The organism is Mycobacterium florentinum, assembly GCF_010730355.1.
Classification (GTDB): Bacteria; Actinomycetota; Actinomycetes; order Mycobacteriales; family Mycobacteriaceae; genus Mycobacterium; species Mycobacterium florentinum.
The window spans coordinates 1,977,461-2,002,421 of sequence record NZ_AP022576.1; the positions used below are offsets into that span (position 1 = coordinate 1,977,461).

Annotated in this window: 25 protein-coding genes and 1 tRNA gene; 13 read left to right on the forward strand and 13 right to left on the reverse strand. The window is 65.8% G+C overall.

Annotation, left to right across the window (positions count from 1 at the left end):
* The first annotated feature begins 2 nt into the window (after positions 1-2).
* A complete protein-coding gene (locus tag G6N55_RS09190) occupies positions 3-2,438 on the forward strand; it encodes a glycogen/starch/alpha-glucan phosphorylase (RefSeq protein ID WP_232079044.1) in 2,436 nt (811 codons plus the stop codon).
* Between the two features lie 51 nt (positions 2,439-2,489).
* Here G6N55_RS09190 and G6N55_RS09195 read toward each other — a convergent pair whose 3' ends face one another.
* The 3 genes from G6N55_RS09195 to G6N55_RS09205 all read right to left on the reverse strand — a co-directional run bounded on the left by G6N55_RS09195 (position 2,490) and on the right by G6N55_RS09205 (position 4,551).
* The gene (locus G6N55_RS09195; protein ID WP_085226025.1) at positions 2,490-2,696 is read right to left on the reverse strand and encodes a long chain fatty acid-CoA synthetase Faa4p; all 207 of its coding nucleotides are present in this window, start codon (positions 2,694-2,696) and stop codon (positions 2,490-2,492) included.
* A 173-nt stretch (positions 2,697-2,869) separates the two neighbouring features.
* Entirely contained in the window at positions 2,870-3,676 is an 807-nt protein-coding gene (locus tag G6N55_RS09200; RefSeq protein ID WP_085226024.1) for an SDR family oxidoreductase, read from the reverse strand.
* Positions 3,673-4,551 (reverse strand): HpcH/HpaI aldolase/citrate lyase family protein, encoded by an 879-nt coding sequence (locus G6N55_RS09205; RefSeq protein ID WP_085226022.1) that lies wholly within the window; start codon positions 4,549-4,551, stop codon positions 3,673-3,675. The genes G6N55_RS09200 and G6N55_RS09205 overlap by 4 nt, the downstream gene beginning before the upstream one ends.
* Before the next feature lie 189 nt (positions 4,552-4,740).
* Here G6N55_RS09205 and G6N55_RS09210 point away from each other — a divergent pair, with 189 nt between their 5' ends.
* The 4 genes from G6N55_RS09210 to G6N55_RS09225 all read left to right on the forward strand — a co-directional run bounded on the left by G6N55_RS09210 (position 4,741) and on the right by G6N55_RS09225 (position 6,973).
* The gene (locus tag G6N55_RS09210; RefSeq protein ID WP_085226020.1) at positions 4,741-4,926 is read left to right on the forward strand and encodes a hypothetical protein; all 186 of its coding nucleotides are present in this window, start codon (positions 4,741-4,743) and stop codon (positions 4,924-4,926) included.
* A 119-nt stretch (positions 4,927-5,045) separates the two neighbouring features.
* Positions 5,046-5,330: a hypothetical protein gene (locus tag G6N55_RS09215; protein ID WP_085226018.1), complete on the forward strand. Its 285-nt coding sequence runs from the start codon at positions 5,046-5,048 to the stop codon at positions 5,328-5,330.
* A complete protein-coding gene (locus G6N55_RS09220; protein WP_085226016.1) occupies positions 5,327-6,007 on the forward strand; it encodes a PAS and ANTAR domain-containing protein in 681 nt (226 codons plus the stop codon). The genes G6N55_RS09215 and G6N55_RS09220 overlap by 4 nt, the downstream gene beginning before the upstream one ends.
* 144 nt (positions 6,008-6,151) lie before the next feature.
* On the forward strand, positions 6,152-6,973 hold the full coding sequence (locus G6N55_RS09225) for a pyridoxamine 5'-phosphate oxidase family protein (protein ID WP_232078953.1): 822 nt from the start codon (positions 6,152-6,154) through the stop codon (positions 6,971-6,973).
* 36 nt (positions 6,974-7,009) lie between these two features.
* Here G6N55_RS09225 and G6N55_RS09230 read toward each other — a convergent pair whose 3' ends face one another.
* Complete coding sequence (locus G6N55_RS09230; protein ID WP_085226014.1) at positions 7,010-7,924, reverse strand: TIGR03564 family F420-dependent LLM class oxidoreductase; 915 nt, start codon at positions 7,922-7,924, stop codon at positions 7,010-7,012.
* 488 nt (positions 7,925-8,412) lie between these two features.
* Between G6N55_RS09230 and G6N55_RS09235 the strand changes: the two genes are divergently transcribed.
* Genes G6N55_RS09235 through G6N55_RS09245 form a run of 3 tightly spaced genes read left to right on the forward strand, consistent with a single transcriptional unit; the run spans position 8,413 to position 12,388 of the window.
* A complete protein-coding gene (locus G6N55_RS09235; RefSeq protein WP_085226012.1) occupies positions 8,413-9,801 on the forward strand; it encodes a condensation domain-containing protein in 1,389 nt (462 codons plus the stop codon).
* Entirely contained in the window at positions 9,798-11,138 is a 1,341-nt protein-coding gene (locus G6N55_RS09240; protein ID WP_085226010.1) for a hypothetical protein, read from the forward strand. Before G6N55_RS09235 ends, G6N55_RS09240 begins: the two co-directional genes overlap by 4 nt.
* The gene (locus G6N55_RS09245) at positions 11,138-12,388 is read left to right on the forward strand and encodes a hypothetical protein (RefSeq protein WP_085226008.1); all 1,251 of its coding nucleotides are present in this window, start codon (positions 11,138-11,140) and stop codon (positions 12,386-12,388) included. The genes G6N55_RS09240 and G6N55_RS09245 overlap by 1 nt, the downstream gene beginning before the upstream one ends.
* 81 nt (positions 12,389-12,469) lie before the next feature.
* On the opposite strand, the gene G6N55_RS09250 is transcribed toward G6N55_RS09245, so the two are convergent.
* The 4 genes from G6N55_RS09250 to pgm all read right to left on the reverse strand — a co-directional run bounded on the left by G6N55_RS09250 (position 12,470) and on the right by pgm (position 16,197).
* Positions 12,470-12,712 (reverse strand): hypothetical protein, encoded by a 243-nt coding sequence (locus tag G6N55_RS09250; protein WP_197747393.1) that lies wholly within the window; start codon positions 12,710-12,712, stop codon positions 12,470-12,472.
* Between the two features lie 474 nt (positions 12,713-13,186).
* A tRNA-Ala gene (locus tag G6N55_RS09255) sits at positions 13,187-13,259 on the reverse strand.
* 56 nt (positions 13,260-13,315) lie between these two features.
* Positions 13,316-14,473, reverse strand: a complete 1,158-nt coding sequence (locus G6N55_RS09260; protein ID WP_085226006.1) for an MFS transporter — start codon at positions 14,471-14,473, stop codon at positions 13,316-13,318.
* A gap of 92 nt (positions 14,474-14,565) precedes the next feature.
* The gene (gene pgm, locus G6N55_RS09265; RefSeq protein ID WP_085226004.1) at positions 14,566-16,197 is read right to left on the reverse strand and encodes a phosphoglucomutase (alpha-D-glucose-1,6-bisphosphate-dependent); all 1,632 of its coding nucleotides are present in this window, start codon (positions 16,195-16,197) and stop codon (positions 14,566-14,568) included.
* 80 nt (positions 16,198-16,277) lie between these two features.
* On the opposite strand from pgm, the gene crcB (G6N55_RS09270) reads away from it, so the two are divergent.
* Genes crcB (G6N55_RS09270) through G6N55_RS09280 form a run of 3 tightly spaced genes read left to right on the forward strand, consistent with a single transcriptional unit; the run spans position 16,278 to position 18,138 of the window.
* Positions 16,278-16,676: a fluoride efflux transporter CrcB gene (crcB, locus tag G6N55_RS09270; RefSeq protein WP_085226002.1), complete on the forward strand. Its 399-nt coding sequence runs from the start codon at positions 16,278-16,280 to the stop codon at positions 16,674-16,676.
* Entirely contained in the window at positions 16,673-17,044 is a 372-nt protein-coding gene (gene crcB / locus G6N55_RS09275) for a fluoride efflux transporter CrcB (protein ID WP_085226000.1), read from the forward strand. Before crcB (G6N55_RS09270) ends, crcB (G6N55_RS09275) begins: the two co-directional genes overlap by 4 nt.
* Positions 17,041-18,138, forward strand: coding sequence for a DUF190 domain-containing protein (locus tag G6N55_RS09280; RefSeq protein ID WP_085225998.1), 1,098 nt, complete (start codon positions 17,041-17,043; stop codon positions 18,136-18,138). The genes crcB (G6N55_RS09275) and G6N55_RS09280 overlap by 4 nt, the downstream gene beginning before the upstream one ends.
* Positions 18,139-18,164: 26 nt before the next feature.
* Here G6N55_RS09280 and G6N55_RS09285 read toward each other — a convergent pair whose 3' ends face one another.
* From G6N55_RS09285 to G6N55_RS09300, 4 genes are read right to left on the reverse strand one after another with little or no spacing between them, the layout of a single operon-like run.
* Entirely contained in the window at positions 18,165-19,223 is a 1,059-nt protein-coding gene (locus tag G6N55_RS09285; protein WP_139827047.1) for a hypothetical protein, read from the reverse strand.
* A gap of 25 nt (positions 19,224-19,248) precedes the next feature.
* Entirely contained in the window at positions 19,249-19,875 is a 627-nt protein-coding gene (locus tag G6N55_RS09290; protein ID WP_085225994.1) for a GNAT family N-acetyltransferase, read from the reverse strand.
* Positions 19,876-19,909: 34 nt separating this feature from the next.
* Complete coding sequence (locus G6N55_RS09295) at positions 19,910-20,782, reverse strand: LLM class F420-dependent oxidoreductase (protein ID WP_085225992.1); 873 nt, start codon at positions 20,780-20,782, stop codon at positions 19,910-19,912.
* 24 nt (positions 20,783-20,806) lie between these two features.
* Positions 20,807-21,139: a DUF488 domain-containing protein gene (locus tag G6N55_RS09300; RefSeq protein WP_085225990.1), complete on the reverse strand. Its 333-nt coding sequence runs from the start codon at positions 21,137-21,139 to the stop codon at positions 20,807-20,809.
* A 149-nt stretch (positions 21,140-21,288) separates the two neighbouring features.
* Between G6N55_RS09300 and G6N55_RS09305 the strand changes: the two genes are divergently transcribed.
* The gene (locus G6N55_RS09305) at positions 21,289-22,536 is read left to right on the forward strand and encodes an HNH endonuclease (RefSeq protein ID WP_085225988.1); all 1,248 of its coding nucleotides are present in this window, start codon (positions 21,289-21,291) and stop codon (positions 22,534-22,536) included.
* A 36-nt stretch (positions 22,537-22,572) separates the two neighbouring features.
* A complete protein-coding gene (locus G6N55_RS09310) occupies positions 22,573-24,036 on the forward strand; it encodes a protein adenylyltransferase SelO (RefSeq protein ID WP_085225985.1) in 1,464 nt (487 codons plus the stop codon).
* A gap of 2 nt (positions 24,037-24,038) precedes the next feature.
* On the opposite strand, the gene G6N55_RS09315 is transcribed toward G6N55_RS09310, so the two are convergent.
* The gene (locus G6N55_RS09315) at positions 24,039-24,866 is read right to left on the reverse strand and encodes an LLM class F420-dependent oxidoreductase (RefSeq protein ID WP_085225983.1); all 828 of its coding nucleotides are present in this window, start codon (positions 24,864-24,866) and stop codon (positions 24,039-24,041) included.
* Positions 24,867-24,961 lie beyond the last annotated feature (95 nt).

Genomic DNA, 24,961 nt, shown 5'->3' on the forward strand with positions numbered 1-24,961 from the left:
GGATGGGCGCCCCCGCGCTGCAGCGCGCGATCACCGACCACCTGCGCTACTCGATCGGGCGCCCGGCGGCTGCCCTGCGGCCCGAGCACTACTATCGGGCGCTGGCGCTGGCCGTGCGGGACCGCATGCAGGACCGCCGGGTGGCGTCCACGCAAACGTCACTCGATCTCGGACGCAAGGTCACCTGCTATCTGTCGGCCGAATTCCTGATGGGTCCGCAGCTGGGCAACAACCTGCTGAACCTGGGCCTGGAGGGCGCCGCCAAGTCCGCGCTGGCCGCGATGGGACAACGGCTTGACGAGGTGCTGGCCTGCGAGGAGGAACCGGGACTGGGCAACGGGGGCCTCGGCCGGCTCGCAGCGTGCTACCTGGACTCGCTCGCCACGCTCGAGCGTCCGGCAATCGGCTATGGAATCCGCTACGAATTCGGCATTTTCGACCAGGAGATCCACGACGGCTGGCAGGTCGAGCAGACCGACAACTGGCTGGATCGCGGAAACCCCTGGGAGATAGCCAAACCCGACGTCAACTATCTGGTCAAGTGGGGCGGCCACGTCGAGCACTACACCGACGAGGGCGGACGTGAGCGCTCTCGATGGGTGCCCGGGTTGTTGCTGAAAGGCGTCGCGTACGACACGCCGATCCAGGGCTATGGCGTCAACACCTGCAACGTGCTCACGTTGTGGAGCGCGCGAGCGGTCAAGTCGTTTGCGCTGGATGCCTTCAACACCGGCGATTACTACAAGGCGGTCGAGGACGAGGTCACCTCGGAAACGGTCACCAAGGTGCTCTACCCCAACGACGAGCCCGAAGCGGGTAAGCGGCTGCGCCTGCTGCAGCAGCACTTCTTCGTGTCCTGCTCGCTGCAGCACGTGCTGCACATCATGGACGATCTTGCCGACGCGGGTGTGCGGGAGCTCCCCCAGCGATTCGCCTTGCAGCTCAACGATACTCACCCGTCTATCGGGGTCGCCGAGTTGATGCGACTGTTGATCGACGAACGACACCTGGAGTGGGAGGAGGCGTGGAACATCACCGTCGCGACCTTCGCCTACACCAACCACACGCTGCTGCCGGAAGCACTGGAAACCTGGCCGCTGGAGATGTTCGGCCAATCGCTGCCGCGACACCTGGAGATCATTTACGAGATCAACCGGCGGTTCCTCAACGAGGTGCGCACCCGGTTCCTCGGCGACGCGGATCGCGTCCGCCGGATGTCGCTGATCGGCGAGGACGGCGGCAAAAACGTCCGGATGGCACACCTGGCCACCGTCGGCAGCCATGCCATCAACGGCGTCGCAGCGCTGCACTCGGAGTTACTGAAAGACAGTGTGCTCAAAGACTTCTACGAGATGTGGCCGGAGCGGTTCAGCAACAAGACGAATGGCGTGACACCGCGGCGTTTCCTCGCTCTGTCCAATCCCGGGCTCCGCGAGCTGCTGGACCGCACCATCGGAGATGGCTGGCTCAAGGACCTAGGCAAGCTGCGTGGACTGGAACCGTTCGTCGACGACTCCTCCTTCCGGGAGCAGTGGCGCGACATCAAACGCACCAACAAAGCGCGGCTGGCCAACTTCATCCACGACACGACCGGTGTCGAAGTGAACCCGCAATGGATCTTCGACATCCAGGTCAAGCGAATTCACGAGTACAAGCGCCAGCACCTCAACGTGCTGCACATCATCGCGCTCTACTACCGGCTCAAGCAGAACCCAGAGCTCTCAATTCCGCCGCGGGCCTTTATCTTTGGCGGTAAGGCAGCGCCCGGCTACTTCTTGGCCAAGCGGATCATCAAGCTGATCAACGCCGTTGGAGAGACGATCAACAGCGACCCGGACGTCAACAAGTTCCTGAAAGTCGCGTTCATACCGAACTTCAACGTGCAGAACGCACACATGATCTATCCGGCCGCCAACGTATCCGAGCAGATCTCCACTGCCGGCAAGGAGGCCTCGGGTACCGGAAACATGAAGTTCATGATCAACGGCGCCCTGACGATCGGCACCCTCGATGGCGCCAACGTCGAGATTCGCGAAGAAGCCGGGGCGGAGAACTTCTTCCTGTTCGGCCTGACCGTCGACGAGGTCGAGGCGCTCAAGGCGAGCGGCTACCGTCCGGCGGATTACATCGACGGCAACGACGAGCTGCGCGCGGTGCTGAATCTGATTGCCGACGGGACCTTTTCGCACGGCGACACCGAGGTGTTCAAGCCGCTGGTGGACAACCTGCGCTACGACGACCCGTTCCTCGTGTGCGCGGACTACGCCTCCTACGTGGAATGCCAGGCGCGGGTCAGCGCCGCGTGGCAGGACGGGGAGTCGTGGACCAAGATGTCGATCCTGAACACCGCACGCAGCGGCAAGTTCTCATCCGATCGCGCCATCGCGGAGTACTGCGACGACATCTGGAAGGTCTGGCCGCTGACGGTGAAGATCTGAGCCGTACGGCTACGGCGCCCGCCCGGGTGCCGTAGCCGGCGGTTGTCCGCGCTAGCGGGTCTCTTTCGCGACGTAGACGATGATGTAGCCCACCGGGATACCGGTGCGCGCGGCGATGCATTCGCGCGCCACCAAGTCGACCGTGGCCCGGCGACTAGCGCGTGCGGCCGCGGCGATTTCGGGGATCCGGATGAGCCACCCATCGGTCTCTCGAGTGATCTCGATGTCGAAGCACTGACCGACCTTCGGGAAGGTCACACGCGCAACGCTGCGCGGCGATTGCGCACGTCGCAGGGTGGGCTGAATAAGCATCTGCTTTTCCTGAGTCGACAATGGGCCGCGCGCAAGAATAATGCGAAACGGTGCCAAACACCTAATCGGCTGGGGCCCCTGGGTCCCTGGCCGTGATCTGACCGTTGCGTGACCGTTAGTCAGGTATAGCCCGGCAGGTCCGGCACACCGCTGGAGGTCAGCCAGCCGCCGCCGTCGACGACCAGTACGGCACCCGTCACATAGGACGCCGCGTCGCTGGCCAGGAACAACACCGTCTCGGCGACTTCGGTGGTCGAGCCGGGGCGCCGCAGTGGGTTCTGGATGGCGCGGTGCTGGTCGTCGCCGGCGATCCTGCGGACGCCCTCCGTCCCCGACATCGCCCCGGGGGCAACGACATTGACCCGAACCCCGTCGGGCCCCCACTCGATCGCACAGGCGCGGCTGAACGCGTCCACGCCGGCCTTGGCCGACACAACGTGCGCTTGCAGGGCCATGCCACGGTACTGGATCGCCGCGCTGATGTTCACCACGGCGCCGCCGTGCTCGCGCAGCCAGAGGTCATATGCCGCCTTGGAGACGTTGAACGTTCCCACCAGGTCGATGTCGACCACCGCTTTGAAACCGTTCGGACTCAGGCCGCTGATCGGGACGGGGAAGTTCCCGGCCGCGTTATTGACGACGACGTCGAGGCGACCGAAGGCGGCCAGCACATCCTCGACGACGAGGGTGACCTCGTCACTGCGGCGGACGTCGCAAACGCCGTATACGGCCTCAATCCCCTCTTCCCGCAACGCCCTAACCGCGGCCTGAAGATTGGGCTCCTTGCGGCTGCAAATGGCCACCCGGGCGCCGTGAGCGCCCAAAACCCGGGCGATCTCCAGACCCAGCCCGGTGGCCCCACCGGTGATCAGCGCCACCTTGCCTTGCAGGAGGTCTGCGCGAAAAGGACTCGGGTGCAACGTCATTGGGATTCCAGTTCGGAAATCAGGTCCGCGAGGGCAAGGATCCGCGCAGCGTCGCGCACGTGCAGGCTTTCGATCATGCGGCCATCGACGGTGATGACGCTGTTCCCCGCCGCCTGGGCCTCCTCGTAGGCCGAGACGATCTTGCGCGCGTCGGCCAATTCCCTCTCCGAGGGGCCGAACAACTCGTTCGCCGGTGCAACCTGGGAGGGATGGATCAGCGTCTTGCCGTCGAAACCCATCTCGCGACCCTGTTGCGCCTCGGCCCGGAAGCCGTCCTCGTCGGCGATGGCGTTGTACACGCCGTCCAGGATGGCTTTTCCCGCCGCCCGCGCACCCAATACCGCCAGCGACAACGCCGGTGTAACCGGTGCACGCCCGGGAACGTGCAGGCCGTGCAGGTCGTTCACCAGGTCGTTGGTGCCGATCACCAGCACCGTCAACCGATCGCTGGCCGCGGCGATCTCCTCCGCCCGCAAGATGGCCCGCGGCGTCTCGATCATCGCCCACAGCCGCAACGACGGCGGCGCATCGAGCGCGTCGAGCGCGGCGGCCAGCGCTTGGACCTCGTTACCGGTCTCCACCTTCGGCACGAGCACCCCGTCGGCGGCCGAACCGGCCACGGCGGCGAGATCGTCGTCGTGCCAGTCGGTACCCACGCCGTTGATGCGAATCACGACCTCGCGAGGCCGATAGCCGTCGGACGAGACGGCGTCGCACACCCGCGCTCGGGAGTGGACTTTGGCGTCGGGGCCCACCGCGTCCTCGAGGTCGAATATCAGCACGTCGGCCGGGAGTGATTTCCCCTTCTCGAGTGCTCGATCTTTGTTGCCGGGGAGGTAGAGAGCGGATCGGCGCGGGCGCGGCGTCGGTGCCATGGGGCCAGCGTAGGGCTTTGGCCTCGCCCGCCCGGAGAGTGGTGGCGGCCCGCATTGCGGAATCGGCACGGTTTTGTCGCACAATTCGCGTCATTCCAAAGACTCGCGAAATCAGACGATGAGAAACCGTGTTGACGGGTTTATGCTGATATTCGCGGCGCAATGCCGACCAAAAAGGTAGGTCGAAGCATGAGCACGGACAAAGTTAACCGCGGCATCCTCCTCACCATCATGGCGCTCGTAACCATCGCGTACGTCGCGTTGTACGAGCACGCCTCCGCCAATTTCAGGCTGTACGTGCCTCTCTGCATGGCAGCCTTGGTGGGCCTGCTGATCCACGACGCCGTGAGCAGCCACAAGCCCCGGCGGCACTGAGCGTTCGATCTTGCCGCCGTTGCCGCTTTGAACAGCGGAGATAGATCCCGGTGGGTCCTCGTCGCGGATTGGTGATCCGAAAACCCATCCGTAGGGCGCACAGCCACGAATCACCTCATGTGGGTCCACTTCAGCGCGCCGACGATCTGGCGGTGCGGGTTTTCTGGTTTCTCGGCGACCACTGGCTCGGCTACCGGTCGCCCACAGATGAGGAGGTAGCCGAGTTGCGCTGCGCAGCGTTCCACTTCTGGAAAGAGGCATACAGCGGTGACCCGCTGTTGGCCAAGGCCGGCGACATGGCTGACGCCGTCCTCGAGTTGTTGTCCCCGCTACGCGGGCCGGACAGCGCCGCGAACTTGAAGAACGCCAGCGACGCGTACCAGCGAGCGAGGTTTTGCCGATGACCAGACGGATCGTCAGTCGCACCGATCTTCATTCGGTGCCTGCCAGCGCCGATGACACCGGTGACCTCTCTCCGCAGGGGGTGGGTTGGTTTCGGTTCTACTTCGATGACGGCCGGTGGGAGTGGTCCGAGCAGGTGCAGCGGTTGCACGGGTACGAGCCCGGTGCCGTGACGCCGACGACCGAGCTGGTGCTCTCGCACAAGCATCCCGACGACCGGGATCAGGTCGCGGCGACCATCGACTCCATCACGCATACCCGTGGGGCGCTGAGCAGTCGGCACCGCATCATCGACACCGCGGGCACCGTGCGCTGGGTGGTCGTCATCGGGGATCAGTTCTTTGACCGTCGTGGCGTGGCGATCGGCACCCACGGCTTCTACGTCGACGTCACCCCCTTGCGCCATTCACGCGAGGACGCCATCACCACGCGCTTGGGCGAGATCGCGGACAAACGTGCCCCGATCGAGCAAGCCAAAGGCATGCTGATGCTCGTCTACGACCTCGACGACAATGCCGCATTCGATTTACTCAGCTGGCTGTCCCAGAAAAACAACATCAAATTGCGCGTCCTCGCCGAACAAATCGCCGCCACTTTGCGGGCGACCGCGACCGGCGCAATCGTCGATAAAACAATTTTCGACCACGCACTGATGACCGCACATCGTCTCGCCGATTAGGACGAAGCCAGTTCGTCGAGACTCGGGGAAGCTGTGGAACTCTCCGACGTTGATACCTGCGTGACCGCAATTGGCTTTCACGAGGGTGAAGTAGCGACGCAACGACGAGCCGGAGTCGAAGTTCAGGCACGTCGGCTCGAAAAAATGCTCGATGCGACCGGTTTGTCCAGGGGCGCCACCCAATTCCTGGCGGCGCAACGGTTTGCCGTGTTGACCGGACGCGACCGGGAGGGCGTCTTGTGGACCTCGCCGTTGTCGGCGGAGCCGGGGTTCCTGCGCGGCGCCGGCGACACACTGCGGATATCGGCACTGCCCCGCCAGGGTGATCCCCTGCACGGGCTCGCCGTCGGCCAGCAGGTTGGGTTGATCGCCATCGATTTCCCCACTCGGCGCCGAATGCGGATCAACGGGACGCTCATCGAGGTCGACACCGCGGGCATGACGGTGCAGGTGGACCAGGCCTACGGAAACTGCCCGCAGTACATCCACCGGCACGAGGTGGATGCCGCCGTGATCACCGCTCCCTCGGTTGACCCAAGGCGCACAACGACTTTGAGCACCGAAGAGCAAGCAATGATCGCGGCATCGGACACGTTCTTTCTGGGCACCACCCACCCCACCCGGGGCGCCGATGCGTCCCATCGCGGCGGTCCGGCGGGATTTGTTCGGGTCGACTCTCCCGGCCGGTTGTGGTGGCCGGATTGCCCGGGCAACAACATGTTCAACAGCTTCGGCAACCTGGCCGTCGATGACGAGGCCGCGCTGCTCTTCGTCGACTTCCCAACCGGTGCCACGTTGCACGTGTCGGGTACCGCGCGGGTGCAGTGGACTGCCCCCGGCGCGGATGGCGACGATGGCGGTGTGGGTCGTCGCGTCGAGTTTTCGGTCGGCGCCGTTATTGCGTCGTCACTGCAGCGCGGTGGGTACGCCTCGCTGCCCGAAACGAATATCGAACGACCGCAGTAGTTTCGTTGATATCAGCCCGGCTGCGCTCTCCTGGCATCACGCCCAGGCCCGAAGGCACGCTCGGGTCCGCTGGGCTCCCTCGGGCGACGGATCGAACGGAATGGCGACGAACTCGTCCACTCCCGCATCGCGGAGCCCGTCGAGTTGCTGGGAGACGGTGGACTCGTCGCCGATCAACGCGGCGTCCTCCGGGCCGGAAAAGCCCTCTCTGTCAAGCATCGCGCGATAGGACGGCAGGTGGCCGTACATCGCGAATTGCTCGGCGGCCAGTGCACGAATCTTGGCGACATCGTCGGTCACACTGACCGGCAAGGCGGCGGCCACCGCGACCGATCCGTCCGGGCGTCCGGCCTCGGCGGCCGCGTCGCGCAGGGTGGGTCCGACGTGTTCGCGCAGCGTCTTCGGGCCCGTCATCCAGGTGATGGTTCCCGCGGTGCGCTTGCCGGCAACTCGCAGCATCTGCGGACCCAGCGCCGCGACGTACACCTGCGGCGTCGGGGCGTTCGGGATCTGCAGCGCTCCCCTGGTGGTGACGAGTTCGCCGGGCGCGTCGGCGGGTTCGCCGGCGAGCAGGGGCAGCAGGCCGTCGAGGTACTCCGACAGTCGTTTCACCGACCTGTCCCATGAGATGCCCCACATCCCCTCGGTCACCGCACGGTGAGTGACGCCGATGCCCAAGGTGAATCGTCCGGCGCCAATGATGTTGAGCGTCAAGGCCCGCTGCGCCAGCAACGACGGATGCTGGTTCTGGATTGGCACCACGCCGCTGGCGACTTCGATGTCGGGAACTTCGCGCAGCGCGGCCGCCAAGACGGTCAGCAGGTCGACGTCGAACGGCATCTGCGTCATCCACAGCCGAGCGAACCCTGCCTCGCGCGCTTGGGTTAAGTCCCGGATACAGGATTCGATCGGCGTCTTGTTGTTGAGGTTGGTGATCAGGCTGATTCGCATGGATGTGACCTTTCGCCGTATTGGGCGCAGCTTACGCTCGGTTGCCTTTTACACCTTGGCCTTTCGGGGCAGGCGCGGCACAAACCGGGGCAGCTGGCCTTCAGTCTGTGCATATATCGCTTCGGGCATGTTCCGTCCGGGCAACCTTGTTCGACATGCGTCAGAGCATTCTAGAACCGCCTTGGCATCTCCGGTGCGACTAACGGACGGGGAAAATCGACAGGAAGCGGAGGTGAAGCGACGACTGCCGGCCGCGCCCTCGCGGGCCTATCAGGCGACCGCCAGGCCAGATTCAAGCTGCAATTTATGGTCGCGACCGGGACCATCATGCTGTGCTGACGAACCTAACCGTAATGCAGTCGTCGAAGCCTGCTCAGCATGCGTTCACTCCCAATTCCCTCTCACTCGGCAAGGTGTGCGCCTTCACGTTAAGGTCGTCGGAGCCGGGGGTGGCGTCGCGAGCTGACGGACGAAGGGTGGGGGGGGGCATGTTTTTGGGTACCGTCGACGACTGGACTGCCGATGGCACCGTCATGTCCTGGTGTCCCACGGCGACGACTTATGCGTGCGTAGCCGATGCTCAGCCCCACCCCGCCCCGGTGAGTTACCAACAGTCGCAACATCTTCGATACTACCGGCACCAAGTCGGCCGCGGCCACGATATCCCACGGTTGTGCATCGGAGCCTGGGAAATCGAAGGCACCTGCGATATCGAGGCGATGACGCAGGCCGTGAATAGCCACGTCCGGCGGCATGACACCTACCACGACCGGTTTGACTTCGGCGACAACGACGAGATCCACCGCTACGTCATCTCCGACCCGGACTTCATCACTCTGGCACCAACGGATCTCGGCATGATGGAGGCACATCAGATCCGCAAACTGCTCCTCGATACCCCCGATCCGCTGCGCTGGGATTGCTTCACCTTCGGCATCGTGCAGCGCGAAGACCGGTTCACCGTCTTGATCGCCATCGATCACTTGCGCGCCGACGGAATGTCGGCCGGCGTGATCTTCCTCGACATCCAGACGACGTACTTCGCCACGCTGCAGAATGACGGAGCGACGCTGATACCCACGGCCAGCCACCGCGAGTACAGCGCGAATCAGCGAGCGTACACCGCGAACCTGAACGAAGAATCACCCGAAATCCAGTCCTGGCGAGCATTTCTCGCGGCGAACAACGGCGTGTTGCCGAGATTCCCACTGGAACTGGGCGACGCGACCCCGGACACCTCGGGGGCCATCGACGTGTTCGACTTGATCGACGCAGATCAGGGCGGACGCTTCGAAGCGGCATGTCGCGCGGTGGGGACGCGATTCAGTGGCGGTGTGTTCGCCTGCGCCGCCCTGGCCGAGCATCGGTTGACTGGAGCAGCAACGTATTTCGGACTCACACCGTTCGACAACCGCCGCAACCCCGACCATGCCCTCACGGTCGGCTGGTTGGCCAGCTTCGTTCCGTTGACGATCCCCACCGCCGGCGCTTCATTCGACGAGGTCGTCAGGGCCGCCCAGGCGTCCTTCGACGCGAACACCGCCCTCGGCGCGGTACCGTACTATCACCTGCTCGCGACGCCGGACGGATCGTCGGGTGACATCAAGGTTCCGGACCGTCCCGTCCCGATGCTGTCCTACATCGACATCCGTAAACTGCCGTTCGGCAACGATTTCGACGGTCTTCGCGCCGGCATCTGGGGTGACAATCGCCTCTCGGAAACGGTGTGCATGTGGGTCAATCGCATGCACGACAAGACACAACTGGTGGTCGGCTACCCCGGCACCGAGATCGCCCGTAAGTCGGTGCGGCGCTATGTCCAGGCAATGCGTGCCGAGTTCACCCGAGTGTCCGACGGCGCCCTTCAACGGCAATGACGCGGCTGGCGCTGCTGGACCAGGCGGCCTTCCTACGGCTGCGGGCCACCGAGCAGGGCAGCGCGGTGCAGTGCACGTGGATATACGACCGCGACATCAACATCGACGAACTGCGCAGCGTCCAAACCCGGCTCGGCGATGGCCTGCTCGGACGACGGATCGAGCGCTCGCCGTTGCCATTCGGCCGTCATCGCTGGGTGCTCGACCGTCACTCACCCGACATTGCGCTAGAGCCCCGACAGCCGCGGTCGGAGATCGGCGCGTGGATTGATCGGCGCGCACGCGTTCCCGTCGACCCCGAATACGGGCCCACGTTCCATGTGGCCGTGCTGCCGTTGGACGACGGCGGCACCGCGGTCACCTTGGTTTCATCACACTGCATCGTCGATGGACTCGCGTTGGCAACGGCGATCACCGAAGCGGTCAACGGGGAACGACGCAATCTCGGTTACTCACAACCGAATTCACGTAGCAAATGGCGCGCGGTGGCCGAAGACCTGGCCCATACCGTCGTCGCGCTACCCGCGGTCATTCACGCACTGATCGCGACTCTGCTGATCGTGCTCAAGGCCTCCTTCGGCCCGCGCGCCGCGCCCGGAGCACCGCGGCGCGTGACGCACGACGATGACCAGACCGCGCCCCCGGCGGTGACTCTGCAGACCGACGCCGCGGCCTGGGATGCGCGTGCGCGCAGCATAAACGGAAGCAGCAATACGCTTTTCGTCGCCTTCATGGCCCGCCTGGCGCACCGGATAGGCAGGGTGGCATCGGACGGAAACTCCGTGACGATCGTGCTTCCGGTCAGCGACCGCACGTCCACCGACGACGATCGCGCCAACGCGCTGACCTCGATCACGCTCACAGTCGACGGCCGAGCGGCGGTCGACGACTTGAATGACGTACGCGCGGATGTCAAGAGCCTGCTGACGTCCCTGGAAGACCAGCCCAACGAGATGCTGGCCGGGCTGCCGCTCATCCCGTTCACGCCACGATGGCTGGTCCGGCGGGCCGAAGGCACAGCCATGTCAACCGGCCAACTGCCGGTGGGCTGCTCCAACATGGGTACCTTCGATGCCGCCCTCGGCCGTATCGACGGTGCGGATGCGACCGAGGTGTCGGTGCGGCTGGTCGAGCAAGGGATGACCCGCAGCCGCATCGAGCAGATGCGCGGCCAATTGTTCTGCGCCACAGGCACAATCAGCGGTAGCCGATTTCTTGCCGTCAGCGCCTACCAGTGCGGCGCGGACAACACCGCCGCCGCAACGCGCGAGCTCGCATGCGGCGCGCTGGCCGACGTCGGGCTGCACGCCACCACCGTCCACCACGGCGGTGGCTGATGGTGAGCCTGGGACTGCCGACGAAAAACCGTGGACGACAGCGCTTTTACGCCGGTTTTGGTGTCACGATTGCGATCTGGTCGGCGATCGTGCTGTGGTTCGCGATAGACATCGTTCAGCTCGACGTGTACTGGATGTCGTACTACACGGCCACCTACGCACACGGCTTCGTGCGCCGCGGTCTCGCCGGTGAATTGGTGGGTTTGTTCCCGGGCCACTACTTCGCGGTGAGCCTCAGCCTGCGGTGGCTGTCGACGACGGTGTACCTGTGCGGCCTGGCAACGGTCGCGGCCGTGGTACTCGTGCGGCGCCGGTCGGAGCGCAGCCTGATGGTCGCAATGCTGATTCCGTTGCTGCCGTTCGGTGTCCCGTTCGCGGCCTATTCCGCCCGGCCGGACCTGTTCGGCGCAGCAGCCCTGGCGCAGTTCGCCTCGGCGTTGATGTTCGCGCGCTCCCGCGCCGTTGCGATCAGCTGCTGCCTGGCTTACGGGGCCGCGGCCGCCGCGTTGACGCTGGTGCACGAGGCGGTCGGGCTGCTGTTCGCGTTCGGAGCCGTGCTGGCCGTCATCGTCCTCGGTGGCGCGCTGGGAGCCAGCCAGAGCTTGGGCGCGTTCTTGGCGGTGACGCCGGGCGCGGTGACCGCCGCTGCCGTGGCGGCGTTCGGCCGCCACGGCCTCGCCTCCCGATTGTGTTCGGAGGTTCCGCATCACCCGATGCCGAACGTATTCGGCACAGTCACCTCGCCGCCGGCGTTGTTGCGGTACGTGCTCAGCGGGCGACCACCACCGCAAAGCGACTACCACGACTGGGTGTGCCGCAATGTGATGCCGACCTACGACGACGGGATCGTGGATGCCATCCGAAGTGTCGGCCACATCGGAGTAGCCGGCCTGACCGCCTCCCTGGCGTTCGGCGCCGTCGGGCTCGTCGCGACGATGTGGGGCCTCAGCGAGGTTTCCGGCGTGCCTCTGCGTGCGTTCGCCGAAGCGGTGCGGGGCCGAACGACGTGGGTTCTCACGGCGCTGTTGTTGTTCGTCCCGATCTTCCTCACCGGCTACGACTGGACCCGCTGGCTGACGACCGTGTCGTTCGATATGGGGGTGGTGTTTATCCTCTTCGCGGCGCGCAGGCCCGAGATCGAGCAGGAACCCACGCCAAAATCGTTGCGAGTGTTCACTTTTCTGGTCGTCGGACTCGGGCTGGTCGTGATTGGAAGCGTTCCGGGTTTCGGTGTACCGCGAATGGTCTAGCCGCGGCTAGGGTGTGCGTCTAGGGCGACGACACGCCGCGGGAGGCCGCCCTGGGAGCACACTCAAAGCCGCAACGCTCCGTCAGGGATGCCAGGGACCCTGGCCGTGCCAGTGGAACGAGTCGTGGGGTTCGCCGTCGTTGTAGAAGTCGTCGTGGCAATGCCCGCCGTTCCAGTTAAATCCCCACCCCTGATTCCACGGTTGGCCAGGACACCAGTGGTAATCCGGCAACGGTGCGGGCGCGGCCGGTGCCGGCGCGACGCCCAGACCGATGAAACCCAAACCTGCAGTGAGAATGGTCGCGCCTACCGCGGTAGACATCATTGCGTTCACACTTCCTTCGATGGCGGCGCGTCACCGCGCGGCGACAGACAAAGTGGACGGATACCTGAATGGGCGGGTCGAACAGGCCCGCTAGGGACTTTCTTCAACCAGGGTGTCTTCGATGCCTTTCGGCTGCCAGGACCGCCGTCCTCCTTGCAGCTTGGCCATTACTGCACGAGACATCCGCGACAGCAGGGGTGATGCACGCCGGTGCGGTTTTCGGCGTACTCGGGTACCGCGAAGGCCCGCACGGCAGGGATCCCAGGCTCGGTTCCGGCTGTCCGCCCGCACGAACGGCGGTGATGAAGTCCTGCTCGACCGTCCACCGGGTTTCAAGGCCGGCGGGTAGTTCGGATGTGTGCAGTTCGTCGTCGTCGCGTCGAGCGCCACGGATCTGGTCGGTGATGAAGTTGAATTGCAGCGTCCCGGACCGCCCGATCGATCCGTCGCTGTCGCCGAGGTGCCTTATACCGGTGGAGCTAAGGGGATTCGAACCCCTGACCCCCACACTGCCAGTGTGGTGCGCTACCAACTGCGCCATAGCCCCGAGAAGTTGTGCCAATCGAAGCTACACCACTGGCCACTGTCCATCAAAGTTGCTGGTCAGGCGGCATCGAGCTCGGCCTCGGGCGGTAAGAATTCCAGCACCGGCCGTGTTTCCGGTGACACCACCCAACCGACGGCCGCGATCACCAGCACAATCCCGCTGATCGTGAAGCCCCAGCCGTAATTCAGCTGCTCGGCGACCCAGCCAACCGCCATGGACCCGACGATCGCCCCGAGATCCGTGACCATCTGCACCGCAGCCACGGGAAGGCCCGCGCGGGCCTCGCTACCCAGGATGTCGGCGACCGCGGCCTGCAGCGGTGACATGAAGATGCCGGTCGTCGCGCCGCTCACGAACGCCGCGACCATGAACGCCGCCAGCGACGACGCGAGACCAAGCCAAACGGTCGCCACCCCGGACGTCGTCAGGCCGATGATCAACAGCGTGCGCCGTCCCATCCGGTCAGACAGGTAACCGCTGGGCACGACGGCCACAGCGTTACCGGCCGCGAACGCCGCGAGCGTCCAGCCGATGACGCCGACGTTGCAGTGCATCACGTCGGAGAGAAACAGCGGGACCAGCGCGATGCGCAGCCCGAACGCCGACCAGCCCGTCGCGAAATTGGACAGCAGCGCCGACCGATAGGCACGAACGCGCAGCGCCTCTCGCATCGTCACGGTTGATCGGGTCGGGGGCGGCGGCGCGGCCAGCGCCGAATTCCGCAGGCTGTAGAACAGCACCACCGCCACACCCAGCAGCGCGACGCCGTACACGACGAACGGCGCGGTCAGCCCCCAGCCCGCCGCCAGGCCGCCAACCGCCGGCCCACCGACCGCGCCGATCATGAACGAGGTGGTGAACAGGCCCGCGATCCGCCCGCGCGCGTCGGCCGGGCTGATGTGGATCATTAGTCCCAGCGCCGAGACGTAGAACATCGTCGACCCGATGCCGCTGAGGACACGGAAGAGCAGTAGTTGCCAATATGCCTGGGAATACGCACACGCGGCGGTGGACAATGCCACGATCAGCAAACCACCGATATAGATGCGCCGCTCACCCAGGCGCTGTGCCAGTAACCCGCTTACCGGTGCGAAACACAACCGGCTCAGCGAAAAGACGGTGACCAGGAAAGTCACCGCTTTGATGCTGACCCCGAAGGTTCGCGCGAAGGTCGGCAGTGCCGGCGATACGACGCCGTAGCCCAGCGCGATCATGATGTTCGCCCAGCTGAGGATCCAAACTTCGCGCGGCAGCTGAACAGAACGTGATCCGCGCCCCCCTGCGCGGGCACGACAGAGGGTAAAGGTCACCCAATGACTTTATTAACTACCTCGCGCGCACTTTCTTGCACCTCGGCCAAATGCTCGGGCCCGTTGAAGGATTCCGCGTAAATTTTGTAGACATCCTCGGTGCCCGAAGGCCGCGCAGCAAACCACGCATTGGCCGTCGTCACTTTCAGTCCGCCCAGTGCGGCGCCATTGCCGGGCGCGGCGGTCAACTTGGCGGTGATCGGCTCCCCCGCCAACTCCGTCGCGGTCACCTCTTCGGGCGACAGCTTGGAGAGCCGGGCCTTTTGCGCGCGGTCGGCGGGCGCGTCGACCCGCGCGTAGTACGGGGTGCCGTACTTGCCGGCCAGCTCTTCGTACCGCTGCGACGGCGTGGATCCGGTGACGGCCAGGATCTCGGAAGCCAGCAGCGCCAGGGTGATGCCGTCCTTGTCGGTGGTCCACACCGAGCCGTCGCGCCGCAGGAACGACGCCCCCGCCGACTCCTCGCCGCCGAAACCGATGGTGCCGCCGATCAGGCCGTCGACGAACCACTTGAATCCGACGGGCACCTCGACGAGTTTGCGTTCGATCCCGGCGACCACCCGGTCGATGATCGACGAGCTGACCGCGGTCTTGCCGACCGCGATGCCCGCCGGCCAGGACGGCCGATGGGTGTAGAGGTAGTCGATGGCCGCGGCCAGATAATGATTCGGGTTCATCAGCCCCGCGTCGGGAGTGACGATGCCGTGGCGGTCCGAGTCGGCGTCGTTGCCGGTGGCGATCTGGTAGCGGTCCCGGTTGGCGATCAGCGAGGCCATCGCGTTCGGGGAGCTGCAGTCCATCCGGATCTTGCCGTCGTGGTCGAGCGTCATGAATCGCCACGTCGCGTCGACCAGCGGATTGACCACGGTCAGGTCGAGGTTGTGCCGTTCGGCGATGGCACCCCAGTAATCCACGCTGGCCCCGCCCAGCGGGTCGGCGCCGATCCGCACCTCGGCCTTGCGGATCACGTCGAGGTCGACCACGTTCGGCAGGTCGTCGACGTAGGCGTCCATGTAGTCGTGGCGCTGCGCTGTCTGCAGCGCGCGGGCCAACGGAATCCGCTTTACCCCCGAGCCGCCGTCACGCAGAATCTCGTTGGCGCGCTTAGCGATTGCGTTGGTCGCGTCGGTGTCGGCCGGGCCGCCGTTGGGCGGGTTGTACTTGAAGCCACCGTCGTACGGGGGGTTGTGCGACGGTGTCACGACGATCCCGTCGGCCAGCGTGTCGGTACGGCCGCGGTTGTAGCTGAGGATGGCGTGGCTGACCGCCGGAGTCGGCGTGTAGCGGTCGGCCGAGTCGATCATGGCGACCACGTCGTTGGCGGCCAGCACCTCGAGCGCTGACACCCACGCCGGCTCCGAAAGCCCATGGGTGTCCCGTGCGATGAACAACGGCCCGGTGGTGCCGTGCGCGGCCCGGTACTCGACGATCGCCTGGGTGATCGCCAAGATGTGGTCTTCGTTGAAGGCGCCACCCAGGGCCGAGCCGCGGTGGCCCGAGGTGCCGAAGACCACCTGCTGGGCGACGTCGTCGGGGTCGGGTTGGATGGAGTAGTACGCCGTGACTAAATGGGGTAGGTCGACGAGGTCTTCGGGCTGGGCCGGTTGACCGGCTCGCGGGTTGGCCATGTCTACAGATTGTGCCCGTGTCGGACGCGCCCGTCGCTCTACGCTGCGTAGCGCATTGGCAAACGAAAGGGAACCAACGAGTGCCACGACCTGACTATCGCGAGTTGGGCGCGGTGTTCGCCGGCGGAGCGGTGGGCTCGATGGCCCGCGCGGCGCTGAACACTCTCGCCCAGCCCGACCCGGCGACGTGGCCGTGGCCGACGTTCGCGGTCAACATCGTGGGCGCCTTCCTGGTCGGCTACTTCACCACCCGCCTACTGGAACGATTGCCGCTGTCGAGCTACCGGCGGCCGCTGCTCGGCACCGGATTGTGCGGCGGCTTAACGACGTTTTCGACCATGCAAGTCGAGACGCTCAAGATGCTCGAACACGGTCACTGGCTGCTGGCGCTGGCCTACACCGCCACCAGCATCGTGCTGGGCCTGCTGGCCGTGCATCTGGCCACCGCTTTGGTACGCCGGGTGCGGGTGCGCTCATGACGGCGACGATCTTGGTCTGGGCCGGTGTCGCGCTGATCGGCGGCATCGGCTCGGTGTCACGTTTTCTCGTCGATCGCACGGTCACCCGCCGGGTGGCGCGACCGTTTCCGGTCGGCACGCTGGCGGTGAACATCAGCGGGGCCACGCTGCTCGGATTCCTCGGCGGCCTGGCGTTGAGCAAGGAAGCGGCATTGCTGACCGGCACCGCCTTTGTCGGCGCCTACACGACCTTCTCCACCTGGATGCTGGAGACTCAGCGCCTCGGCGAGGAGCGCCGAACGTGGGCGGGGGTGGCCAATATCGTGGTCAGCGTCGTACTCGGCGTCGCCGCGGCATTACTCGGACAATGGTTGGCGGAGCAGCTATGAACCAGCCCTGCCTGAAGTTGACCGCGTACTTCGGCGAACGCCAGCGGGTCGTCGGCGACGATGGGCGCTTTCTGGCCGACGCGATGTTCGACGTGTTCGGCGCCAACGATGTTGCGACCAGCGTGATGCTGCGCGGGATCGCCAGTTTCGGGGCTAGCCATGAGCTGCGCACCGACGTGTCGTTGAGCCTGTCCGAGGATCCTGCGATCGCGATCGCCGCGGTCGACGTGGAACCCAAGATCCGCTCCCTGGTCGACGAAGTGGCCGCGCTGACCGCCCGGGGATTGTTGACCCTGGAGCGGGCCCGGCTGGTCACGCGGGAACGGGGTACCGGCGCGCTCGGCGACTTCGACACGCACAACGGCGACGCCGCAAAGCTGACGGTGTATGTCGGCCGCCAGGAGCGCGTCACCGGCAAGGCGGCCTACTACGCGGTCTGCGAATTGCTCTATCGGCACGGATTCGCCGGTGCCATAGCGCTTCTCGGCGTCGATGGCACCGCACACGGACAGCGCCACCGGGCGCACTTCTTCGGCCGCAACGTCAATGTCCCAATGATGATCATCGGGACCGGGACGACCGAGCAAGTTTCTTCTGCCGCAACGGAATTGGCCGACGTATTGGCCGAGCCGCTGCTGACGGTCGAACGGGTGCGATTGTGCAAACGCGACGGCGAGATGTTCGCACGCCCACAACAGCTGCCGACGACGGACGACCAGGGACGCACCCTGTGGCAAAAATTGATGGTGTACACCGCCGAAGCCACCCGGCATGACACGCTGCCCATCCACCGCGCCCTGGTGCAGCGACTGCTGCATTCCGGCACGGCGCGCGGGGCGACGGTGCTACGCGGCATCTGGGGATTTCACGGTGACCATAAACCGCACGGCGACAAGCTATTCCAGGTCGCACGCCGGGTCCCGGTGACGACGATCATCGTCGACACACCGGAGTCGATCGCGCGCAGTTTCGACATCGTCGACGAGCTGACCGGCCGTCACGGGCTGGTCACCAGCGAAATGGTTCCGGCGGTGCTGTCGCTCGACGAGAAGCGACGCGTCGGCGACATTTCACTGGCACAGCTCGACTACTGACGCCAAACCCGTTCGGGTGCAACCTCTCAACGATGCGGATGACACGGCGGGATCAGGGCTTTGTCCTCGTCGATCAGCTGGCCCATGATCGTGTGGTAAACGGCTTGCCGGGTAAGTAGGTCATCGGTGGACGGGGGCGCGAACGAGTCGCGTCGCAGCTCGGTCACCAGCGCTACCGCATCTGTGGCGATCTTGGCGATGCGGTGCAGATGCGGTGCAAGTTCGGGCGCCGACACCTGCTGCGAATAGGCGACGAGCTGATCCGACCAGTCCCGGTACTTGTCCAGGCCGGGGCCGCCGGGAGTGATCAACGAGGCATCGAGCATCTCGGGGTGCTCATGGATGAAGCCCACGACCGCGTTGGCGGTGCGGCAGTCCCGGCTCGGCTGGTCCCGCTGATACACCGCGAAAACCCCCGCGAGCACGGCCGCGATGACAACCACGGCAAAAGCGATCCGATACCGCAAACCCGGCGGCGGGGCTACGGAGTCGTTCGCCTGCGCCAGCAGCGCGAGCGCTTGCGGGCTGGCGTTTGCCGCAGAGCGCAACAGCTCGAGGCGTGCCGGTAACGGACGCGCTTTGTGGATCGCCCAGGCCATTCGAGCCGCCATCAGCAACGCCAACGCGGACCAGGTCAGGCCGGCCCGCGCGTTGTTGCCGACGAATTCGAGCACCGCGGCCACCACCCACAGGGCCGGCACGCTCCATGCCGCCCTGCGCTGCCACCCCGGCACCCGGCGGCCGTAGGCCATCGAAAGGTCGCCGAGGCGGATGGCTGCCGCCAACACGGCGGGGTCCGAGGGAACCTCACCGCGGCGCAGCGCCTTGACGGCTTGCGAGCGTTGCGCCAGGTCCAGTCCGGTCACGGTGCGCGCATAGCTTTGCTGAATCGGGCGCCGGGCACGCGTCATCAACGCGGTGACGATCACGCTGAACACCAGCACCGACAGCAGCGGCCAGGTCCAACCGGAGGCCGCGAAGCCTGGGAGCCCCAGCCCACAGATCACCGAAAGCGTGACCGTGAACGTTGCCGCATTCACCAGCCACAGGACCCACCACGGCGCCACTACAAGCCGAGCCCACATGGCTACTCACTTTCGCAGAGACAGCTCAGCTCTGGCGGGCCCGGGGCACGTCGTCGGGGGTGCGGGGCAGAACGTACAGTGCCATCCGCCGGTTTGACATATCGTGCTCGCCGAGGAATACGCAGCCGCCTCGCTCGCAGAACTTGCGCGCCAAGACGTTGCGGTGGTCGGGATCGAACATGATTCGGCGACAGCGCGGTTCAAGGCTGAAGATGCTGACCAACAAGTGCGGCAGCAGGTAGCTGACGTGCCCCTGGCTCAGGTAATCCAGATCGGCCACCGCGACGTGCAGGCCCAAATCGTAGGGGTCGTACTCATATCTCGTCGCGATGGAATCCTTTGCTGCCCTGTAGAGTTCGAGGTATCCGTGGTCCACCCCGTCCAGGCTGGCCACGAAGGGGCGGGAGAAACTGCTGTCGAGTTGCGCACGCAGGTAGCGGCGCCAGCGCTCCGGCGGCCAGGGATACTCCCATGATTCGGCCAAGTGCGGTCGATTCATCCACGCGGACATCATCTCGGCATCGGCGTCCGGGTCGGCGAGACGCAACCCGTACGGCTCGGGCAGTTGCGGTATCGGCGGCGGCGCGACATCCCGGACCTCGGCGCTGATGTCGATCAGTTGCCGGGGCAGGATCACTTCAAAATCTGTCATGTCTTTCGCGCAGCCTACCCCCATCGTTGCAGGCCTAACCGCGATTCCTGATCCACCGATCGGCAAGCGCGGCAACCCAGCCGGCGACCGCGTCCGAGCGCTCGGGCGGGGACTCGACCAGCACCAGTTCGTCGACGCCCAATTCGGCTAACACATCGACGTCGCCCTCACGCGGATTGCGCAGCGCCACAGCCAACCGCAGCTCGGCACGGTCGCGACCCCCCTCGGCGCACCAACGTTCCAGCTTGTCGACGCAGTCGCGCACCGCCGCCACATCCTCGAGGTTGAATCCGTACCAGCCGTCTCCCCAGCTTGCCACCCGCCGCAGCGCCGAATCGCTGTTGCCTCCCAACATAATTGGGATGCGACGATCGCGAACCGGCTTGGGATTCACCCGAATCGAATCAAAGCCGACGAACTTCCCGTCGAACGAGGCGACGTCGTCGCGCCACAATGTTCGCATCGCCGCAACGTATTCGGCCGTGCGTGCCGCGCGATGCTCGAATGGCACTGAGAGAGCGGCGAACTCCTCTTTGGACCACCCGACCCCCACGCCCAGCGTCAGGCGCCCGCCGCTCAATCGATCCAGGCTGGCGGCCTGCTTGGCCACCACCACCGGATTGTGCTCGGGCAGCAGTAAAACGCCCGTCGCGATCGTGATCCGCGACGACGCCGCCGCGGCGAACGCCAGCGCAACCATCGGATCAAGCCAATCCGCTTGTGCCGGAACGGCAATGACCCCGTCATCGGAATACGGGTAGTGCGAGGCGGGGCGGTCCACCATGACAACGTGCTCACCCGCCCACAGGGTGGCAAAACCGCATCCGTCCGCGCACGAGGCGACGGCGTCGATCACCGCCCGGTCGGCGCCGGCGCCGATCCCCAATGCATGCAATCCGAGCTGCATCGCACGATCGTCTCACGCCGAGTTTCAGCGGCCCCTGAGCAACTTCGCCAGGACCGCCGCGTGGCTTCCGTCCAGTTCACGGGTGGCACTCACCAGGGTCACGACCCCGCGTTCGGTGAGCTGGCGCAGCTCGTCGAACGCGGCGTTGTCGCTCAGTTCCGCCCGGTAACGCGACGCGAATTCGTCGAAACGTTCCGGCCGGTGGTGGTACCACTCGCGGAGTTCTCTTGACGGCGCAACGTCCTTGCACCAGATGCCCACCCGCGGGTCGTCCTTGCGAATTCCCCGCGGCCAGATGCGATCAACCAGAACGCGCTGGCCGTCGTCGGGATCGACATCGTCGTACACCCGAGCCATCCGGATTCTCTGCGATTTCACGAACAGCGCCTCATCGTCTACCCGACGTTACCCGGGTTTCGTCACACCCGTGGGTGGCCAATGCCGGTTATCCACAATCGGCGCCTTTGCCGGTGTTCGAGTCAGTGGATTCCGCTATACTCGAACATATGTTCGATGATGAACGGGCGTTGATCGAGCGCATAGCGGAGCTCGAGCGGATCAAGTCCGCGGCGGCGGCGGGTCAGGCGCGGGCCGCTGCGGCCCTGGACGCGGCACGCCGAGAGGCCGAAGCGGCCGCGGGTGTGCCGGCCGCTCGACGCGGGCGCGGGGTGGGCGGCGAGATCGCGCTGGCGCGGCGGGATTCGCCCGCTCGGGGCGGGCGGCATCTGGGCTTTGCCAAAGCCTTGGTGCACGAGATGCCGCATACGCTGGCGGCGCTGGAATGCGGCGCGCTCTCGGAGTGGCGGGCCACCGTGATCGTGCGCGAAAGCGCGTGTCTGGACGTTGAGGACCGTCGCAGGTTGGATGCCGAGTTGTGCGCCGACCCGACGAGTCTGCACGGCATGGGCGAAGCGCGACTGGCCGCCGCGGCCAAGGCGATCGCCTACCGGCTGGACCCGCATGCCGTCGTCGAACGCGCCGCCAGGGCCGAGCACGACCGCACGGTCACCATCCGCCCGGCCCCGGACACCATGACATATCTGACGGCGTTGTTGCCGGTAGCGCAGGGAGTGTCGGTGTATGCGGCGCTGCGCCGCGAGGCTGATACCCGCGGCGACGGGCGCTCGCGCGGGCAGGTGATGGCCGACACCCTGGTTGAGCGGGTCACCGGGCGCGACGCGGCGGTGCCCGCGCCCATCGCGGTCAACCTGGTCGTTTCGGACGAAACGCTGCTCGGTGGCGCCGCCACGGCGGGCGACATCTGCGGCTACGGTCCCATTCCGGGCGCGGTGGCCCGCGCCATGGTGTCCCGCGCGGTCACCGACCGGCGCTCCCGAGCGACGCTGCGCAGGCTCTATGCCCATCCCCGGTCCGGGGCGCTGGTCGCGATGGAGTCACGGGCGCGGCTTTTCCCGCGTGGTCTGGCCGCCTTCATCGAGTTGCGCGATCAACGCTGTCGCACACCGTACTGCGACGCGCCGATCCGACACCGCGACCACGCCCAACCATGGGCCGCTGGCGGACCTACCGCCGCAACCAACGGTCTCGGCGCGTGCGAGCGCTGCAACTACACCAAAGAGGCCGACGGCTGGCGGGTCACCACCAACATCGACGAAACCCACACCCACACAGCCGAATTCACCACCCCAACAGGCCACACCTACCGATCAACAGCCCCACCACGGGCACCCACAATCACAATCAGCAACCTCGAAGCCCGAATCGGCATCGCACTCGCCCGGCACGCCGCCTAGGTCGCGGTGAACCGAACTCTCCGTAGTCTGGACGACATGAGTGTTGCATCGGAGGTCAGCATCCCCCTGCAAGACCGCTTCGCCCGCGAGCTGCCCGAGATGGGTGTCCGCTGGCAGTCCGAGACGAGCCCGGACCCGCAGCTGCTCGTTCTCAACGAGTCGGTGGCCGCCGGGCTCGGCCTCGACGCGGCGTGGTTGCGCAGCGACGACGGCCTGCGCTTTCTCGTCGGCAACCTGCTGCCCATCGGGGCGGTTCCGGTGGCGCAGGCCTATGCCGGGCATCAATTCGGCGGCCTTGTCCCGCGGTTGGGCGACGGGCGGGCACTGCTGCTCGGTGAGTTGTCCGACGAGCACGGACGCGTTCGCGACATACACCTCAAGGGCTCCGGCCCGACTCCGTTCGCCCGCGGTGGCGATGGCCTCGCGGCGGTAGGGCCGATGCTGCGCGAATATGTGATCAGCGAAGCGATGCACGCCCTGGACGTGCCGACGACACGCTCGCTGGCCGTGGTCGGCACCGGACGGCCGATACAGCGCGACACAGTCCTGCCGGGTGCCGTGCTGGTCCGGGTCGCCAGCAGTCACCTACGGGTCGGCAGCTTCCAATACGCCGCCCTGACCCGCGACGTCGATTTGCTGCGGCGCCTCGCCGACCACGCGATCGCCCGCCACCATCCCGGCGCGGCGCAGGCCGAACATCCTTACCGGGCACTGTTCGAAGCGGTCGTCGCCGTCCAGGCCTCACTGATCGCGCGATGGATGCTGATCGGATTCGTCCATGGGGTGATGAACACCGACAACACCACGATCTCCGGCGAAACCATCGACTACGGCCCCTGCGCGTTCATGGAGGCTTACGACCCGGACACGGTCTTCAGTTCGATCGACCAGTGGGGGCGCTACGCGTACGGCAATCAGCCCGCCATCGCGGGGTGGAATCTGGCCCGGTTCGCCGAGGCGCTGCTTCCGCTGCTCGCCGACAACGTCGAGGAGGGAATCGCGTTCGCCGAGCAGGCGTTCGGCGTATTCCAGACCGAATACGACGCCACCTGGTCGTCCGGCATGCGCGCCAAGCTCGGGCTACCCGCCGACGTCGACGCCGGGGCGCTCACGTCGTTGATCGACGAGTTGCTGCGCCTGCTCAAGGAAAGCCACGTCGACTACACCTCGTTCTTCCGCCACCTCGGCCGGGCGGCCCGGGGCGACGCCGAACCCGCGCGCGGCGGCTTCGTCAACCTCGCCGGCTTCGACGAGTGGATGTCGCGCTGGCGCGCGTTGGGCCCCGACGCCGCATCGATGGATCGCTCCAACCCGATCTACATTCCGCGTAACCACCTGGTCGAGGAGGCCCTGACCGCCGCGACGGCAGGCGATCTGGGCCCGGTGCGGCAGCTGCTGGAGGCGGTGAGCGCGCCCTACGACGAACGGCCGGGTTTCGAGCGCTACGCGAGTCCGGCCCCCGAAGATTTCGGCACGTACCAAACCTTCTGCGGCACTTAGCCTTACGCCAACTTCGCGAACTCGGCCTGCAGCCCGTCCAAATAGCGAAGCGTCTCGTCTCGGGGCTCGGTCGGCAGATCCACCAAGATATGCTCGGCGCCGAAATCGAGATAGCCCTGAAGTTCTTTCGCCGTCGGTTCGCCGCCATGGAAGTTGATCGAAGGCACCTCCGGACCGGCCACCTCACGCAATTGCTCGAGCTGAGGCGACAGCTCCTGTACCGACGGCGTCATCGAGAGCCAGCCGGCATGGAGCCGGGCGATGCGCTTGAAACCCGCCGGTCCCCCGCCCAGGTAGAGCGGTGGATACGGTTGCTGCACCGGCTTGGGCCAGCTGTAGATCGGATCGAAGTCGACAAATTCCCCGTGGAATTCCGCCTTCTCCTGCGTCCAGATCTGCATCATCGCGTCGAGCCGTTCGTCGACCACTCGCCCCCTGACCGCGGGATTCACACCGTGGTTCGTTATTTCCTCGCGCAACCATCCGACGCCCACGCCGAAGCGAAACCGCCCCCGCGACACCACATCCAGCGATGCGACTTCTTTGGCCGTGTGAATCGGGTCGCGCTGCACCACCAGCGCGATACCGGTGCCCAACAGTAGATTTTGGGTCACGGCCGCCGCCGCCGTCAGCGCCACGAATGGATCCAGCGTGCGGTAGTACTTCGGCGGAATCGGGCCGCCGCTCGGGTAGGGGGTTTTCGTATCGACCGGGATGTGCGAGTGCTCGGCCAAAAACAGCGATTCGAACCCCCGCTCCTCGAGCGCACCGGCAAGCTCGACGGGACCGATTCCCTCGTCGGTGACAAAAGTCAGGACACCGATACCCACCGTTGCTCCCTTCCCCGATTGACTCCTCACCAGTCAACCGCATCGACGCTCGCGTGTCACCGGATCAGATCCCAGGTGGGCCGAAGTCGTGCGAC